This window comes from Bacteroides sp., assembly GCF_028690125.1.
In the GTDB taxonomy this organism is placed as follows: Bacteria; Bacteroidota; Bacteroidia; order Bacteroidales; family Bacteroidaceae; genus Bacteroides.
Map to the genome: position 1 here is coordinate 59,499 of NZ_JAQVBV010000004.1, position 17,288 is coordinate 76,786.

Consider the following 17,288-nt stretch of genomic DNA (forward strand, 5'->3'; position numbering starts at 1 on the left):
GTGCTCTAAATGGACAAAATTAGATTGACAGGAATTTGTCACTGTGGAGGATTAAGATTATTGGAAAAGCGGTTTAATTTGCTAATGAAATAAATCAGATAATATCTAAATTGATTAATTCACGAACATGAATAAAAATAAACTATTCTCTTTCACTGCGACACTACTATTGGGAATCTCTTCCACTTTTGCACAAAAGCAGCCGGTAGATTATGTCAATCCTATTATTGGAACGAATGGAATGGGGCATACGTTTCCGGGTGCTTGTACTCCTTTTGGTCTGATACAGTTAAGTCCGGACACTGACACAATCCCCCATAATGTAAATGGTGCTTACCAGAAGAATGCTTATGAATATTGCGCAGGTTATCAATATCGTGATAAAACAATTGTAGGCTTTAGTCATACTCACCTGAGTGGCACAGGACATTCGGATTTGGGAGATATTCTCCTGATGCCTGCTGTTGGCGATTTAAAGTTAAATCCCGGGCGGGCGGAGTATCCGGATGAGGGCTATCGCTCACGTTTCAGCCATACTACTGAAAAGGCGGCTCCTGGATATTATGAGGTAATGTTGGACGATTATGGCATTAAGGCACAACTGACTGCTACGCAACGCGTAGGTGTGCATAAGTATACTTTTCCAAAAGATAAAAATGGTCATGTAATACTGGATCTTTCACATGGTATTTATAATTATGACGGTAAAGTATTGTGGACTAATTTGAGAGTAGAAAATGATACGTTGCTAACCGGTTATCGTATTACGAACGGCTGGGCACGTACTAATTATACCTATTTCGCTATTTCTTTGTCTCAGCCGATCAAGGACTATGGATATAAGGATCAGGCAAAAGTTTTGTATAATGGTTTCTGGCGTCGCTTTAACATGGAGAAGAACTTTCCGGAGATCAGCGGACGTAAAATCGTTGCTTATTTCAATTTTGATACCGAAGAACAGCCGGAACTGGTCATGAAAGTAGCGCTTTCTGGTGTAAGCACCGAAGGAGCAATCAAAAATTTACGTGCTGAGACCGAAGGACGAAGTTTTGAACAGTTGGCTGAAGCCGCTCGTAATAATTGGAATGGTGAGTTAGATCATTATGAGATAGAAGGAACACAAGATCAAAAGGCAATGTTCTATACTTCACTTTATCATACGATGATCAATCCGTCCGTATATATGGATGTGGACGGTTCTTATCGTGGTTTGGATCATAATATTCATCAGGCTAAGGACTTTACTAATTATACAATCTTCTCATTGTGGGATACTTATCGTGCCGAGCATCCATTCTTGAATTTGGTAAAACCCGACCGTAATGCAGATATGGTAGAGTCAATGATCAAACATCAGCAACAGAGTGTGCATGGTATGCTTCCTGTTTGGAGCCATATGGGAAATGAAAATTGGTGTATGAGTGGTTATCATGCCGTATCTGTGTTATCAGATGCAATAACAAAAGGTGTTTTTACAAATACAGATGAAGCTTTAGCTGCCATGGTAAGTACTTCGACGGTTCCTTATTATGAGGGAATTACAGATTACATGAAGTTAGGGTATATCCCATTGGATAAGAGTGGTACGGCGGCATCTTCTACATTGGAGTATGCATATGATGACTGGGCTATTTATCAGACAGCTTTAAAAGCCGGCAACAAGGAGCTTGCAGAGAATTACCGGAAACGTGCTTTGAATTACCGGAATATCTATGATACGACCATCGGTTTTGCGCGTCCGCGTTATAGTGATGGTACGTTTAAGAAAGAGTTCGATGTATTGCAAACCTATGGTGAGGGCTTTATTGAAGGCAATTCATGGAACTTCTCATTCCATGTACCTCATGATGTATTCGGCATGATGGACTTGATGGGAGGAGAAAAGAAATTTGTAGAGAAATTGGATGAATTATTCTCTATGCACTTACCGGAGAAATATTACGAACACAATGAGGATATTACGATAGACTGTCTGGTAGGCGGTTATGTTCATGGTAATGAACCGAGCCATCATGTTCCGTATTTATATGCTTGGACGTCTCAACCTTGGAAAACTCAATTCTGGTTGCGTGAAATTCTGAATCGTATGTACCGGAATGATATCAATGGTTTGGGAGGAAATGATGACTGTGGACAAATGTCAGCATGGTATCTGTTTACCGTAATGGGATTTTATCCTGTGTGTCCGGGAACTGATCAATATGTACTTGGAGCGCCTTATCTGCCCTATCTGAAGTTGAAACTTCCGAATGGAAAAACGTTGGAGATTAAAGCTCCGGGCGTGAGTGACAAAAAGTGTTATGTACATTCTTTAAAAATAAATGGAGTAACTTATGATAAGATGTATGTTACTCATCAAGACATCTTAAATGGAGGTGTTTGGGAATTTAAAATGAGCTCTTCGCCCAATAAACGTCGTGGACTTGCAGCAGAAGATAAACCGTATTCATTAACGAATGGAGTAAATAATTTATAAAAACACAGGATATGAAAAAGCAATATTTATTATATGGATTGTGCCTATTGATAGGAATCGTAGCTTGTTCTACAAGTAAAAAAGGACAGAAAGACAAAGCCGAGGTTTTATGGAAAAAATATAATGTCGGAACAGTTTTGTTTGAAGATAAAGCTCCGGATTCAAAAGGATCTGATATTTATCACCGGATCATACCGGATGCTGAATCTTATATTAAGGAACAGGCACGTACTGTATTGGCAACACTTTATAATTCTCCTAAAGATAGCATTGTGCCCGTATATCAGATACATTACACGTTGGAGGATATTGACGGGATTTCTGCTAAAGGCGGCAATCAGGGTAATGTTAGTATTTTTTATAGCACACGTCATATTGAAAAGTCATTTGCAAACAATGATACAACCAAACTCTTCTTTGAAACTCGTGGCGTACTTTTGCATGAATTGACCCATGCTTATCAGTTGGAACCACAAGGAATTGGAAATTATGGCAACAGTCGTGTATTCTGGGCATTTATAGAAGGAATGGCAGATGCTGTGCGTGTGGCCAATGGAGGATTCGGGCCGGATGCTCGTCCGAAAGGAGGAAACTATATGGATGGTTATCGTACGGCAGGTTATTTCTTCGTATGGATACGTGACAATAAAGATCCTGAGTTTTTGCATAAGTTCAATCGTAGTACATTGGAAGTGGTTCCTTGGTCATTCGATGGAGCTATTAAGCATGTGTTGGGCCAAGAGTATAACATTGATGAATTATGGCACGAATATCAGGTAGCAGTTGGAGATTCACAAGCATAAAATAAATCACGATGAAAAAAATGACAATTAAAAAGTTGTTTTTGGTTTTGTCATGCCTGGCTACTTTGCCGGGCATGGCTCAAACTGAGAAGCTGATTGAGTATGTCAATCCGTTTGTAGGAACTGATGGATATGGAAATGTTTATCCGGGAGCTCAGATTCCTTTTGGAGGAATACAGATAAGTCCGGATACAGATGCTAAATTCTATGATGCAGCATCCGGATATAAATATAGTCATCCGACAATTATGGGATTTAGCCTGACACATTTGAGTGGCACGGGAATTCCTGATTTGGGGGATTTTTTATTTATACCGGGAACGGGGGAAATGAAATTAGAACCGGGTACTCATGAAGAACCGGATAAAGGATACCGTTCACGTTATTCACATGAACAGGAGTGTGCGTCTCCCAATTATTATGCAGTAAAACTGGATGACTATAATGTGAAGGCTGAGATGACATCGGGTTTACGTAGCGGAATCTTCCGTTTTACCTATCCAAAATCTGACAAGGCATTTATTATGGTCGATATGAATCATACTTTATGGCAATCTTGTGAATGGTCAAATCTACGTATGATCAATGATTCGACGATTACAGGCTACAAGCTGGTGAAGGGATGGGGACCGGAACGTCATGTCTATTTTACAGCTGTTTTTTCAAAGAAACTTACCGGACTACGTTTTGTGCAGGATAAGAAACCGGTCATTTATAACACTTCCCGTTTTCGTAGTTGTTACGAAGCGTGGGGAAAGAATTTGATGGCTTGTCTGTCTTTTGATACGGAGCAAGGAGAGGTTGTTACTGTAAAAACTTCTATATCTGCCGTTAGCACAGATGGAGCTATGCAGAATATAAAGGAGTTGGATGGTATGACGTTTGATGATCTGAAAACGAAAGGAGAGGAACTTTGGGAAAAGGAACTGAATAAATACACCCTTGAAGCTGATCAGAAAACCAAAGAAACATTCTATACTTCAGCTTATCATGCAGCTTTGCATCCTTTTATATTTCAAGATTCCGATGGTCGTTACCGAGGGTTGGATAAGAATATAGAAAAAGCCGAAGGATTTACAAACTATACGGTATTTTCTTTGTGGGATACTTATCGTGCACTACATCCCTGGTTCAATTTGGTGCAACAAGATGTAAATGCGAATATTGCCAATTCTATGTTGGTCCACTATGATAAGAGTGTGGAAAAAATGTTGCCTATTTGGTCTTTTTATGGAAATGAAACCTGGTGTATGATTGGATATCATGCTGTTTCCGTATTGGCGGATATGATAGTAAAAGATGTTAAGGGATTCGATTACGAACGGGCTTATGAGGCAATGAAAACTACGGCGATGAATCCTAATTATGACTGTTTGCCGGAATATAGTTCAATGGGTTATGTGCCTTTTGACAAAGAAGCAGAATCAGTGTCTAAAACGTTGGAATATGCTTATGATGATTATTGCATTGCACAGGCAGCTAAAAAGTTAGGAAAGGAAGATGATTATCGTTATTTTTTGAATCGTGCACTTTCTTACCAGACTTTGATTGATCCCGAAACAAAATATATGCGTGGACGGGATAGTAAAGGGATTTGGCGGACTCCGTTTACTCCTGTGGCGTATCAGGGACCGGGATCAGTAAATGGTTGGGGAGATATAACAGAAGGTTTTACTTTACAGTATACCTGGTATGTCCCACAAGATGTGCAAGGATATATAAATGAAGCAGGAAAAGAACTGTTTCGCAAGCGTCTGGACGAGCTTTTTACAGTTGAACTTCCGGATGATATTCCGGGGGCACATGATATCCAAGGACGAATTGGTGCTTATTGGCATGGCAATGAACCTTGCCATCATGTAGCTTATCTCTATAATTATTTGAAAGAGCCTTGGAAATGTCAAAAGTGGATTCGAACCATTGTAGATCGTTTTTATGGTAATACCCCGGATGCGTTGAGCGGCAATGATGATTGTGGACAGATGTCTGCATGGTATATGTTTAATTGTATCGGTTTTTATCCGATTGCTCCTTCGAGCAATATTTATAACATAGGCTCTCCTTGTGCTAAAGCAATTACTGTTCGTATGAGTAATGGTAAAATGATTGAGATGACAGCGGATAATTGGTCACCAAAGAATGTATATGTGAAGGAGTTATATGTGAATGGTAAGAAGTATGACAAGTCATATTTGACGTATGATGATGTTCGCGATGGTGTGAAACTCCGTTTTGTTATGAGTGCCAAACCGAATTATAAACGGGCTATATCTGATGAGGCAGTTCCTCCTTCACTTTCATTGCCCGGAAAAACAATGAAATATCAACAAAAGATATAAAACAGATATTAATTTTAAAATGTCTATAGTCTCTTGTATATGGAGGTATTGAAGTCTCTACGGATGGATAGATAAAATAACAAAAATGATTATGGCAAGAAAGCAAATGATTTTATTCATAGCTTTCTTGTCTTCATCACCAATCTTCTCTAAAGACTTTTAAGTGAATGTTTTTGGCTGAAGAAATAGTCTTGTAGTGAAGCAAGAAAGTGACAAAGTTGTGGAGAATACTTATTTATTGAAAGTGAGATCTTGTAACAAAGAATCAGAACAGAATTTATTAAATGAGATGATTATAATATGAAATGTTTCAGAAAAGGATAAAATAGTCTCATTTTTATCCTTCTTACTATCATTTGTTTGTGTATTTTTTCTTTGTTGTTTAAAAATAGTTATATTTGGACCACAAATCTTATTGAGATGAAAAACAGAAAACTATTCTTAATTCTTGTAGTTTGCAATCTGCTAGCTACAATCGTAGTTGGGCAAGAGCTTCCAACTCAAGGTGGTATATTTGAACAGTATATGAAGCAGGCACAGACTTTTGCTTCGAACTATCCACGTGAAAAAGCTTATCTGCATTTTGATAATACAAGTTACTATATAGGTGACACCATTTGGTTTAAGGCTTATGTAACTCTTGCAGAACAGCCAACATTTAGTACAATAAGTCGTCCATTGTATATAGAATTGATAGATCAAGCCGGTCATATCAGAGACAAGCAAATTATAAAACTCTCTCAAGGACAAGGAAGCGGACAGATAGCTCTTCCTAAGTCGCTATTATCCGGTTACTATGAAATACGGGCTTATACCCGTTGGATGTTGGGATTTAGTGCTCAGCAATATTTTTCGCGTACTTTTCCGATATACCAATTGGCAAGAGGTGATCAGTCGGAACGAACTATCACTAATTATGATTTGAGTACATCTATGGATCAACGTCCCGAGATAACTAAAAAGAAATTAGAAATAGGTTTCTTTCCTGAGGGTGGACAACTAGTTGAGGGAATAGAATCCCGTGTTGCTTTTAAAGTAGAAAGCAATCGCGACGGAGACATTCAATTGTCCGGAGCGCTTTATTCCGCCGATGGTAAGGAACTTACAAAAATAGAAACCATGCACGACGGCATGGGGTATTTTAATTATACTCCTACTTCTTTGCCGGCTACTGCTAAAGTAAATTATCAAGGAAATGAATATAAGTTTGAACTTCCGAAAGCACTTCCTTCAGGCTATGTAATGAAGGTAGATAATACATCAGGAGTTCTTTTGGTCAATGTTTTCTGTAATGCAAAAACAGCTCAGGATTCTTTGGCTGTTTATATCAGCCATGCCGGCAGACCTTATGCTTATAAGGCAATAGATTGCTGTGCAGATGCACCTCAACAGATGAATATGCGTTCTCGTGACTTGCCTTCCGGTGTTATCCAGGTTAGTCTGATCAACCGTGCAGGACATACATTATGTGAACGTTTTACTTTTTCTCTTCCTAAGTCGCCTTTAAAGATATCCGCTTCCGGATTGAAAAAAGTATATGAACCGTATGCACCTATTCGTTGTGAATTGCAGCTAAAAGATCCGGTAGGTAACCCTCTAGTGGGTAATTTGTCTGTCAGTGTACGAGATGCATTGCGCTCTGATTACTTGGAGTATGATAATAATCTATTTACCGATCTTTTGTTTACCTCCGATTTGAAAGGTTATATTCATCAACCGGGTTATTATTTAGCTAACATGAATCCTAAAAAACTGGAAGAACTGGATGTATTGATGCTTGTACATGGATGGCGTAAATATGATATGGAACAAATTATTGGGGTTACTCCTTACACGCCACTTCAAAACCCCGAAACTCAGTTGGTTTTGAATGGTCAGATAAAATCGTCTATTCTAAAGAATGAATTGAAAAATATCGGTCTTAGTGTAATGATTAAGAGGGATGAAGGTATCATTACCGGGCAAACTGTAACCGATGAGAATGGACGCTTTTCTATTCCTATGGAAGATTTTGAAGGAAGCGAAGAAGCTTTATTCCAGACACGCAGATTGAATAAAAATCGTAATAAAGATGCTTCTATTATGATTGATCGTAATTTCTCTCCTAAAATACGTCCTCTTGATTATTTAGAATCTCATCCGGAATGGAAAGATTTGGATCAATGGAAACAAGAAGTTGATAATTTCGATTCTCTCTTTCTGGATTCTCTTCGTAGGGTAGAAAGTGATTTCTTGCTGGATGAAGTTGTCATCAAAAGTAAAAAGCGCAAAGGCTATATGGATACGAAAATCAATGAAAAGAGTATAGATGCTTACTATGATGTACGTCAGACTGTTGATTTATTGCGTGACGAGGGAAAATTTGTTAGTTCGATTCCTGAATTCTTAGAAATGCAAAGCTCGCAATTTCTCTGGGACAAGAGGGACGATTCATATACTTATCGTTTGAAACCGATAAAGTTTATTTTAAATGGTAAACTTCTGTCACGTATTGAAGAAAGGATGATGCTGACGGAGATTGACGGTTTGGCCTCGATGATTATCTGTAAAGGAAATCAGGCTATTCGTGATGAGATTCTTCAAAACTCAAGTTTGTCCGGTGTTAATGAAGTACTGGACCTTAGTACTACTGATGATGGCAACTTGACAGATATGAATGCAACTGATAATAGTAGTAATACAAGTTCTTTGTCTACGAATAACGGTACAAGTACTCCCAGTAATAGTAATACTTTAAATACCAATAAGAAATTGGACATGACTAATTTGGACGAATTTATATTTGTCTATCTGATTCCTCTTCCGCGTCATGATGTTATGAATAAGAACGAGACTGCTGCTTGGGGAACTCGTAAGACTATTATACAAGGTTATACACCTATGTTAGAATGTTATTCTCCTTCTTATCCGCAAAAGCAAATCTACATGGATAGAGTTGATAGGAGACGTACTCTTTATTGGAACCCTACTGTGCAAACAGATGCAGATGGAAAAGTGGTCATTGAATGTTATAATAATCAATATTCCACTCCTTTGGTTATTCAGGCAGAAACTCTGATTGAAGGTCGGATTGGAAGTTTAACTTATTCAACGATTCCTGTATTAGAGCAGGCTCCTGTATTAGAGCAAGCTCCTGTATCAGAATAAAAATAGGTAACTATTCAGGTAGATTGCTATTTGGCATACCCGAATAGCTTGATCAATAATTTTGAAAACGAATGTTAGTTTATATAATAATTTAAATTTTTTGTAATATGAAGTATAGAAATATTTTTCTTTCTATAGTATTAGGTTGTTCTACTTCTCTCTGTGCCCAAAAAGCTTCTACTCCAAAGGAAACGAGCGGTAATCCTCTTTTTCAGGGATGGTATGCTGACCCGGAGGGGATTGTGTTTAATAATGAATATTGGATTTATCCCACATATTCTGCTCCTTATGATGATCAGATATTTATGGATGCCTTCTCATCCACTGATTTGGTACATTGGAAGAAGCATCCCAGAGTAATTGAAAAAGAGAATATCAGTTGGTTACGTCGCGCATTATGGGCTCCGGCAATCGTTCAGGAAAATGGAAAATACTATTTATTCTTTGGGGCTAATGACATCCAGAACAATAATGAACTGGGAGGAATTGGAGTCGCTGTAGCCGATAATCCGGCAGGCCCTTTTAAAGATGCGTTGGGTAAACCGTTGATTGATAAAATTATTAATGGAGCGCAGCCTATCGACCAGTTTGTATTTAAAGATGATGATGGTCAGTATTATATGTACTATGGAGGATGGAGACACTGTAATATGGTAAAGATGGCTCCGGATTTATTGAGTATAGTTCCTTTTGAAGATGGAACTATGTATAAGGAAGTAACCCCCGAAAATTATGTGGAAGGTCCGTTTATGTTGAAACGAAAAGGAAAATACTATTTCATGTGGTCTGAAGGCGGATGGGGTGGTCCCGATTATTCTGTGGCATATGCTATTGCAGATTCTCCTTTCGGTCCATTCAAGAGAGTTGGAAAGATTTTGGAGCAAGACCTTTCTGTAGCTACCGGAGCCGGTCACCATTCTTTGGTAAAAGGTAAGGGAAAAGATGAATGGTACATCATTTATCACCGTCGTCCGCTAGGAGAAACAGCAGCTAATAGTCGTGCAACCTGCATTGACCGCATCTATTTTGATAAAGATGGTTATATAAAGCCAGTAAAGATGACTTTCGAAGGAGTAAAAGCTAGTCCTCTTAAAAAGTCTCGTTAATTTGATATTATAACTTATAGGAGTGGTACTTATTTTCTTGAGAACCACTCCTTAAATTCTGCCACTCTTGCCTTACTGACTAATATCTTTTCTTGATTTCCCGAATATCGCAGATTGATAGATAACCGGCTGTTGAACCATAAATCAATATCTTTAATTGCTTCTCTTGAAACCAGATATTGTCGATTTGCCCTGAAGAATAGTGCCGGATTTAAACAATCGGTAAGTTCATCCAATGTCTGCGGAAAATAGTGTTCCGTTCCATCTGCCAACACAGCTTTTACCTGGCAATCTTTGATATAAAACAATTGTATCATGTCTACGCAAATAGGCAATAACTTATCTCCTTTCAGAGGAATGAGAAAATGAGTTTTATAGTTTTCTTGTTTTTTGAGGGAATGAATTAATTGCAGTAACTCATTGTCATGCATTTGTGAGTCATCTTCATTTTTTACAGGAAAATCCTGCAAACTTTCTAACTTTTCAAAAGCGTGTTCTACATCTTCTTTGCAGATAGGTTTTAACAGGTAGTCAATGCTGTTTACTTTGAATGCGCGTAAAGCATACTCGTCATAAGCCGTAGTGAATATGATTGGACACGTAATATGGATGTGCTCGAATATTTCAAAGGCGGAACCGTCTGCCAGATGAATATCCATGAATACCAGTTCGGGCATTGGATTACTATTGAACCATTCGATAGTTCCTTCGATGCTATCCAACACTGTGATAACTTCCGCGTCCGGTTTTACTTCGTTGAGTAGTGAAGCAAGGTTGCGTACGGCTGCTTTTTCGTCTTCAATAATGGCTGTTTTCATAGGCTTTCTTTCGAATCAAGATTGTAGATTCTTACAGATAAGAGGAATGCGTATGGTGAACTCCTTATCCTCTGTGATTTGAATATCCTGCTTGAATAAAAGGTGGTACCGTTTGGCTAGATTTACCAAACCGATACCTGTACCGGGAGTAGCAGTCCATTTGGGCTGTATAGCGTTGCTTACAGACAAGTATCCTTCGTTATCCGTAGTGATGTGGATGGTCAGAGGCTTACGATTGCTGATTTCATTATGTTTAACTGCGTTTTCGATTAATACTTGTACCGCCATTGGAGGAAGAAGATAGTTTTCCAAAGCCTTATTTATCTGAATATCAAATTGCAAATTGTTTTCAAACCGCATCTTTAGCAAGAATATATATGCAGAGGCAAAGTCCATTTCTTCCCGGAGAGTGACACTTTGCGAATCGCTACTTTGCAATGTATATCGTAATACGCGTGAAAGTTCTTGAATATAGTCTTGTGCTTTACCTTGATTTTCGCGAACCAACGACTGTAAAGTATTCAAGGAGTTGAACAGCATATGCGGATTAAGCTGGTTTTTCAATACTTCATATTGATTGCGGAGGTTTTCTGCTTGCAATTGCTCGTTCTCTATTGATACAAATTGCTGGCGACGAATAAGGTAAATAATGTAGCAACTGCTGGTCACGAGACAGGAAATGATAAAGTCACGTAAAGGATGCAGGTAATGATGTACCATTGCGTCGATGGCGGGAATATTCAAGGTATTGTGCATGAATACAAAGACCTGTCCCAACAGATTATTCAGCACCCAGGTCAGGACGAAGGAAAGAATAATCTTCGTCCCTGTTATTTTGATAGATGCTTGGTTGAAATGAAACAAGCGCGTATTGATAGCAAAGAGCAACAGTAATGAGAGGAAAGTGAACCAGACCTCATTTACTACGTCAATAAACCTCATTCCCGGGAAAAGTGAGTGACTCTCGAAGCGGTCGAAGAGAGAGACTAATTCCGGGAAATGGATAAGTACAGCCACCACTGTGGAGATGATGACTGTAGCCAGTAGATACTTATCTTTTATGATGGTCTTTACTATCATTGTGCAAAGATAGTTGTTAATTACGAATTACTTGGTTGCGACCGGTTGTTTTTGGATATGCGCAGTCACGTACATTCCCGGACGGAATTCCGGGTCTGTCTCTTTGATAGTTGCATATACTTCGAGTGAACGGTTTACTTCGTCTACCTTCTGTCCGATAGAGACTACCGTACCATAGAATACTTTTGTACCCATGCCATTGACACGGAACTGTAAGGGACTTCCGACTTGCATATCTGCAAGATCTTTTTCATAAGTAGTCAGGCAAAGCATGGGGTTTGTTTTGTCAATCACTTCACAAAGGGCTTCTCCCGGATTTATATATTTGCCGATATTCATTTCTACGTTCGTAGCGTAACCGCTGATAGGAGATTTTACTTCCAATAAAGGTTGGATACCGTTTTGAATGAGAGTCTCCGGATGTACACCAAGGAGTAGAAGTTGAGCAGCTGCGGCATCTTGACGGCTTTTCATTGATAGATAATCTGCTTTGCTCTGTTGGAATTTCTTTTGGGAAGCTGCTTGTTCGGCAGAAAGTGTTTTCTGTCGTTCGTACTCCGCTTGAAGATATTCCGTTTGTGCGTGACTGTCCAGATAAGTCTGTTGCAGAGTGATAAATTCCGGATTCTCCAAAGTGGCTAACACTGTATTCTGGTTTACGCGTTGTCCCGGTAGCAAAGAGGTGTTTTTGATTATTCCACCCATAGTCAAAGCAATGGTTGCTTGCCGTTGGGGAGGGAGCATGATCCGACCGTTGAAAGAAACCTGATTCGGTTTTGAAGTGGCAGATGTCATGGCGTCTACTTCCGGTTGTGCCGTACTATCAGTTTTGGTTGTAGCAACTGCGATTGTTTCGTCTGTATCTGCCGGTTGCTGGTTTCCTTTGCAAGCTGCCAGTGCAAGTAATAGGAGTGGGTAAATTATCTTTTTCATATTCTATTTATTTACAATCTGTTTTTAATTTATTTGTGACAGGCATTTTATCAATCTGCTCCCTGTCATGCAGAGTGTAGCGAAGCATCTCCTCTTTGTGGTTTCGGAAGACGAGATTCTTCCTCCCTACGGTCGTCTGAATGACAGATACTTATGATACGAATTAATTATGAACAGTTATTTAAATAATTCGTATTCCAAAGCAGCGATGTTGTACTGATAAACAGTCTCGATGTATCCCCGTCGGATATCCCGTGCGGTAGTAATGGACTGTATATATTCGGCAACACCTGTTTCACTGTGCTGTAATTGCAAGTTGGCTGCTTTAATCAGCTCTTCTGCTTCTTTCAGAGCAGAAGAGGTATAAAAACGAAGGCTTTCATTATACTTCCTGAGATTGGCCTCCAATTCGGTGACTTTATTATTCAACTCCCGGAGATTTGATTCAGCTTGAAGTTGGGCGGAAGTAGCGGCAAGCCTGGCTTGTCTCACTTTACTTTTCTGTGGAAGGAAATAAACGGGAAACGATACTCCTACCATCCAGGCATTCAGATTCTTCAAAGGAAGAATATTCTGGCGTGTGTACCCAAGACTGATTTCCGGAAAGAAGCGGCTGCGTTCTATATTAAGTATTGCTTTCGCCTCGTCTGCCTGACTTTGGAAATACTGGGTATGCGCTTCGGACAGAGTTCCTGTCGAAAGTGAAGTGTGCAGTAAAGATAAAGTAGAATCGGCCGGGACGATGGGAGAGTCTGAATAACAACTCCATCGGAAACGTGTCAAAGCCATCTTTTCTTCTTCCTGTGCCTGGAACATACGATTGTGTAGGTCCGCAGCCAAGGTGGACATCATATTCTTTTCGAGCAAGGTGATTTCACCCTGTTGGTAGCGAAGTTCACCAATGTGTTGAAGTTTCTCAGCCAATTGATCTTGATCGCGATACATGGAGCTAAGGTTTGTAGCATACTGATAGTAAGCCCAGGCGCGTTTGACTTCTGCGGTCACTTCTTTCTCTACCATTTGGCGATAGTAAGTATTTGTCTTTATCTGTCGGCTCACCAAGGCGTTTTTGTAGAAAGGTGTGAGCAGGGAGCCCAGACTTTGCTCAAAAGCCAGTTCTTTGTCATTCTTGTTTTCTCCATTCAGTTGTCCCCACGAATAATTGAAGGTAGTAGGAGTGGCTTCTATTATTTCACCGCGAGTAGCCTTTGCTTGTTGTATGGCATTGGTTGCCATTTTCAAACGAGGATGATTCTGTTTGGCCATTTCAATAGCCTGTTCCAGACTGACAACTTGGGACTGTTGAGCAGTAACACAAGTGGGAATTACTAAAAATAGCGGCAATAGTATGGTGAAAAACGGTAACCGGAATTTACTTCCCGGACGTCTCCACGTTGCCCATGAATTGACTATCTTATAGAATACCGGAATGATGAGCAGAGTTAATATGGTAGAGATAATCAGCCCTCCGATCACTACGGTTGCCAACGGACGTTGTACTTCGGAACCTGCGGAAGTTGCGATTGCCATTGGTACAAATCCTAACGAAGCAACTAATCCGGTCAGGAATACAGGACGCAATAAATGAGGCGTTCCCAAAGAAATAATACGGTTGGTAGACATGGCATACTTATTTTGTTTACGAAGTTCGTTGAAGTGGCTCACCATCAGGATACCGTTCAGTACTGCCACACCGAAAAGTGCGATGAATCCTACGCCGGCAGAGATACTAAACGGAAGACCGCGTAGCCACAAAGCCAGGATGCCACCGATAAGAGACAATGGTACTGTGGAGAATACCATCAGCGTGTAAGTGATATTCTTGAATGCAAAGAACAGGATCAGCAAGATAAGCATCAATGCCACTGGAATTACTACGAGCAATGTGTTAATTGCATTTTGCAGATTCTCGAACTGTCCTCCATATTCAAAGTAATATCCCGGTTTCAGTTTGATATTCTTGTCCAAAGTCTTTTGGATATTGGCTACTACCTGCTGAATGTCGGCATTACGTACATTCACCCCGATCACAATGCGGCGTTTGGTAGCGTCACGGTTGATTTGTAGCGGACCATTGACCAAATCAATATTTGCTACTTCGCTTACCGGGATTTGTATTCCTTCCGAGGTGCGCACAAACAATTTGTCAAGGTTGAGGTCGGCTACCTTCTCTTGATCGAGACGAACGACAAGATCGAACCTTCTTTCGTTTTCAAAAATCACCCCGCTCGCTTCTCCTGCGTAAGCAGTTCGGATAATTGTATTCAGTTCTTCTATGTTGATGCCATAACGAGCTATTTTCCCGCGGTTATATTTTACCACCAGTTGAGGCAGTCCCATCGTTTGTTCCACAATGACGTCTGCGGCTCCCGGAACCTTTTCAACGAATGTTGCAGCTTCCTTGGCTCTCTCGTACAGTTCGTGTGTGTCTTCTCCATACAGTTTCACGGCAATGTCGGCTTTAGCACCTGTCATCAATTCATTAAAGCGTAATTGGATGGGTTGGCTGAAATTGAATTCTGCCCGATCTGCCAATGGCTCCAATGCTTTTTTCATCTTCTCTACCATTTCGGGACGACTTCCGGCACTTGTCCACTCTTTGAAAGGTTTCATCACAATCATTACATCGGCGTCTTCTACTGCCATCGGGTCGGTAGGGACTTCTGCTGTACCAATTTTGGCTACTACGTGTTTGATTTCAGGAAACTTATCCATTAATGCCTTTTCAGCCAAGTTGGAGACTTCGATACTTTCCGAGAGAGAACTCCCGGCGGGAAGTGTCATTTGCATGGCGAAGTCTCCTTCATCAAGCGTAGGTATAAACTCAGCTCCCAGTCGTGTGAAAAGGAAAAGTGAAGTAATGAGGGCGGCAAAAGCTACTGCCGTTGTCTGCCACTTAAAACGGAGGCAGAATCTTAATATCCGTTGATAAATCTTATTCAGCTTCTCAAAGAAACGGTCGGCAAGCGTTGGTTTCACCACAATGGTGTGTTTAAGGAAAAGTGACGCCATCATAGGAACGTAAGTCAATGACAGGATCAATGCACCGATGATACAGAATACCAGTGTTTTTGCCATCGGAGTAAAGTACTTTCCTTCGATTCCGCTAAGTGTCAGTATAGGGAAGAATACGATTAAAATAATCAGTACTGCAAAAGTAGCGGAACGGACAACGCCCGAAGCTCCTTTTTCTACTTCCGCATTCATTTCTTCTTTCGACAAAGTTCGTCCGCGAAACTGTTTTCCGTATATGTGAGCGAGGATTCCTTCTACTATAACAATGGAACCGTCTACCACAATACCAAAGTCGATAGCACCTAAACTCATCAAATTGGCTGTGACATTAAAGATACGCATCATGATAAACGCAAAAAGCATTGCCAGTGGGATGACAGAAGCTACGATCAGTCCTGCACGGACGTTGCCGAGGAAGAGAATTAATACGAGGAATACGATAATTGCTCCTTCAATCAGGTTATTGACTACTGTAGAGATATTCCGGTTTACTAGTTCCGAACGGTTCAGGTAAGGTTCGATACTGACTCCTTCGGGCAACAGATGTTGTATTTTCTCTACCCGCTTTTCCAGTTCACGAGTCACTACGTTGGCATTAGCCCCTTTCAGCATCATGGCAATACCGCCTACACATTCTCCATCACCATCCTTCGTCATCGCACCGAAACGTTTGGGAGAGCCGAAGCGAACGGTTCCTACATCGCTGATATGTACGGGAATCCCGTTGCGGTTGGCTACTACAATCTGTTCGATATCTTTCGGACGGGTAATCGTTCCTTCCGAACGGATGTAATAAGCATTTTTGGCTTTCTCTATATAGCTGCCTCCCGTGTTTTGGTTGTTACTGCTGAGGGCCTCAAATACTTCGCCGATAGTAATGTTCAGTGAAAACAAAGCATCCGGATCTACCGCTACTTCATATTGTTTGAGGTAACCACCGAAACTGTTGATTTCTACAATACCCGGTATACCGGACAGTTGCCGCTTCACCATCCAATCTTGAATCGTGCGCAGTTCCATCGCGTCATACTTCTCTTCATATCCGGGGGCCACTTTCAGTACGTATTGATAGATTTCCCCCAATCCGGTGGTAATGGGCATCATTTCAGGAGTGCCCAGTTCTGTAGGAATTTCTCCGGCTACGGTTTGTATCTGTTCGTTGATAAGTTGCCGGGCATCGAGAGTAGGGACACTCTCTTTGAAGACCACCGTTACTACTGATAACCCGAAACGACTGACTGAACGAATGTCTTCCACATTCATAATATTGCTCATCGCTATTTCGATAGGCATCGTGATAAGTTGTTCTACTTCCTGCGGTGCAAGGGTAGGAGACACCGTCACAATCTGTACCTGATTGTTCGTAATATCCGGCACTGCGTCAATCGGCAATGTCATCATGGCATAGATCCCTCCGATAAACAGGAAGAGTGTGGTGAGTCCCACAAATAGTTTCTTCTTAATAGAAAAACGTACAATAGCTTTAAACATGATTCTCTATGTGTTATTGTTTCATGATACAAAACTACGGACTAACTTCACTCATAGCTATTAAAAAACAGTGAAGCGGA

General features: G+C 40.4%; 9 protein-coding genes. 5 read left to right on the top strand and 4 right to left on the bottom strand.

The window, feature by feature from the left end:
• Positions 1-127: 127 nt before the first annotated feature.
• The 5 genes from PHO71_RS04035 to PHO71_RS04055 all read left to right on the top strand — a co-directional run bounded on the left by PHO71_RS04035 (position 128) and on the right by PHO71_RS04055 (position 9,871).
• Positions 128-2,476: a GH92 family glycosyl hydrolase gene (locus tag PHO71_RS04035; RefSeq protein ID WP_300199281.1), complete on the top strand. Its 2,349-nt coding sequence runs from the start codon at positions 128-130 to the stop codon at positions 2,474-2,476.
• An 11-nt stretch (positions 2,477-2,487) separates the two neighbouring features.
• Complete coding sequence (locus PHO71_RS04040; protein WP_300199284.1) at positions 2,488-3,279, top strand: basic secretory protein-like protein; 792 nt, start codon at positions 2,488-2,490, stop codon at positions 3,277-3,279.
• A 20-nt stretch (positions 3,280-3,299) separates the two neighbouring features.
• The gene (locus PHO71_RS04045) at positions 3,300-5,618 is read left to right on the top strand and encodes a GH92 family glycosyl hydrolase (RefSeq protein ID WP_367279878.1); all 2,319 of its coding nucleotides are present in this window, start codon (positions 3,300-3,302) and stop codon (positions 5,616-5,618) included.
• A gap of 420 nt (positions 5,619-6,038) precedes the next feature.
• Positions 6,039-8,765 (top strand): hypothetical protein, encoded by a 2,727-nt coding sequence (locus PHO71_RS04050; protein WP_300199290.1) that lies wholly within the window; start codon positions 6,039-6,041, stop codon positions 8,763-8,765.
• Positions 8,766-8,872: 107 nt separating this feature from the next.
• Positions 8,873-9,871 carry a glycoside hydrolase family 43 protein gene (locus PHO71_RS04055; RefSeq protein ID WP_300199293.1) on the top strand — a complete coding sequence of 333 codons (999 nt, stop codon included), beginning with the start codon at positions 8,873-8,875 and terminating at the stop codon, positions 9,869-9,871.
• Positions 9,872-9,900: 29 nt separating this feature from the next.
• On the opposite strand, the gene PHO71_RS04060 is transcribed toward PHO71_RS04055, so the two are convergent.
• The 4 genes from PHO71_RS04060 to PHO71_RS04075 all read right to left on the bottom strand — a co-directional run bounded on the left by PHO71_RS04060 (position 9,901) and on the right by PHO71_RS04075 (position 17,208).
• A complete protein-coding gene (locus PHO71_RS04060) occupies positions 9,901-10,689 on the bottom strand; it encodes a LytTR family DNA-binding domain-containing protein (protein ID WP_300199296.1) in 789 nt (262 codons plus the stop codon).
• Between the two features lie 15 nt (positions 10,690-10,704).
• Entirely contained in the window at positions 10,705-11,769 is a 1,065-nt protein-coding gene (locus PHO71_RS04065; protein WP_300199298.1) for a sensor histidine kinase, read from the bottom strand.
• Between the two features lie 27 nt (positions 11,770-11,796).
• A complete protein-coding gene (locus PHO71_RS04070; protein ID WP_300199301.1) occupies positions 11,797-12,702 on the bottom strand; it encodes an efflux RND transporter periplasmic adaptor subunit in 906 nt (301 codons plus the stop codon).
• A 177-nt stretch (positions 12,703-12,879) separates the two neighbouring features.
• Positions 12,880-17,208: a CusA/CzcA family heavy metal efflux RND transporter gene (locus PHO71_RS04075; protein WP_300199303.1), complete on the bottom strand. Its 4,329-nt coding sequence runs from the start codon at positions 17,206-17,208 to the stop codon at positions 12,880-12,882.
• Positions 17,209-17,288 lie beyond the last annotated feature (80 nt).

Coding starts and splice junctions, on each gene's coding strand:
- PHO71_RS04035 (WP_300199281.1), top strand. CDS start 128: ATGAATAAAAATAAACTATTCTCTTTCACTGCGACACTACTATTGGGA.
- PHO71_RS04040 (WP_300199284.1), top strand. CDS start 2,488: ATGAAAAAGCAATATTTATTATATGGATTGTGCCTATTGATAGGAATC.
- PHO71_RS04045 (WP_367279878.1), top strand. CDS start 3,300: ATGACAATTAAAAAGTTGTTTTTGGTTTTGTCATGCCTGGCTACTTTG.
- PHO71_RS04050 (WP_300199290.1), top strand. CDS start 6,039: ATGAAAAACAGAAAACTATTCTTAATTCTTGTAGTTTGCAATCTGCTA.
- PHO71_RS04055 (WP_300199293.1), top strand. CDS start 8,873: ATGAAGTATAGAAATATTTTTCTTTCTATAGTATTAGGTTGTTCTACT.
- PHO71_RS04060 (WP_300199296.1), bottom strand. CDS start 10,689: ATGAAAACAGCCATTATTGAAGACGAAAAAGCAGCCGTACGCAACCTT.
- PHO71_RS04065 (WP_300199298.1), bottom strand. CDS start 11,769: ATGATAGTAAAGACCATCATAAAAGATAAGTATCTACTGGCTACAGTC.
- PHO71_RS04070 (WP_300199301.1), bottom strand. CDS start 12,702: ATGAAAAAGATAATTTACCCACTCCTATTACTTGCACTGGCAGCTTGC.
- PHO71_RS04075 (WP_300199303.1), bottom strand. CDS start 17,208: ATGTTTAAAGCTATTGTACGTTTTTCTATTAAGAAGAAACTATTTGTG.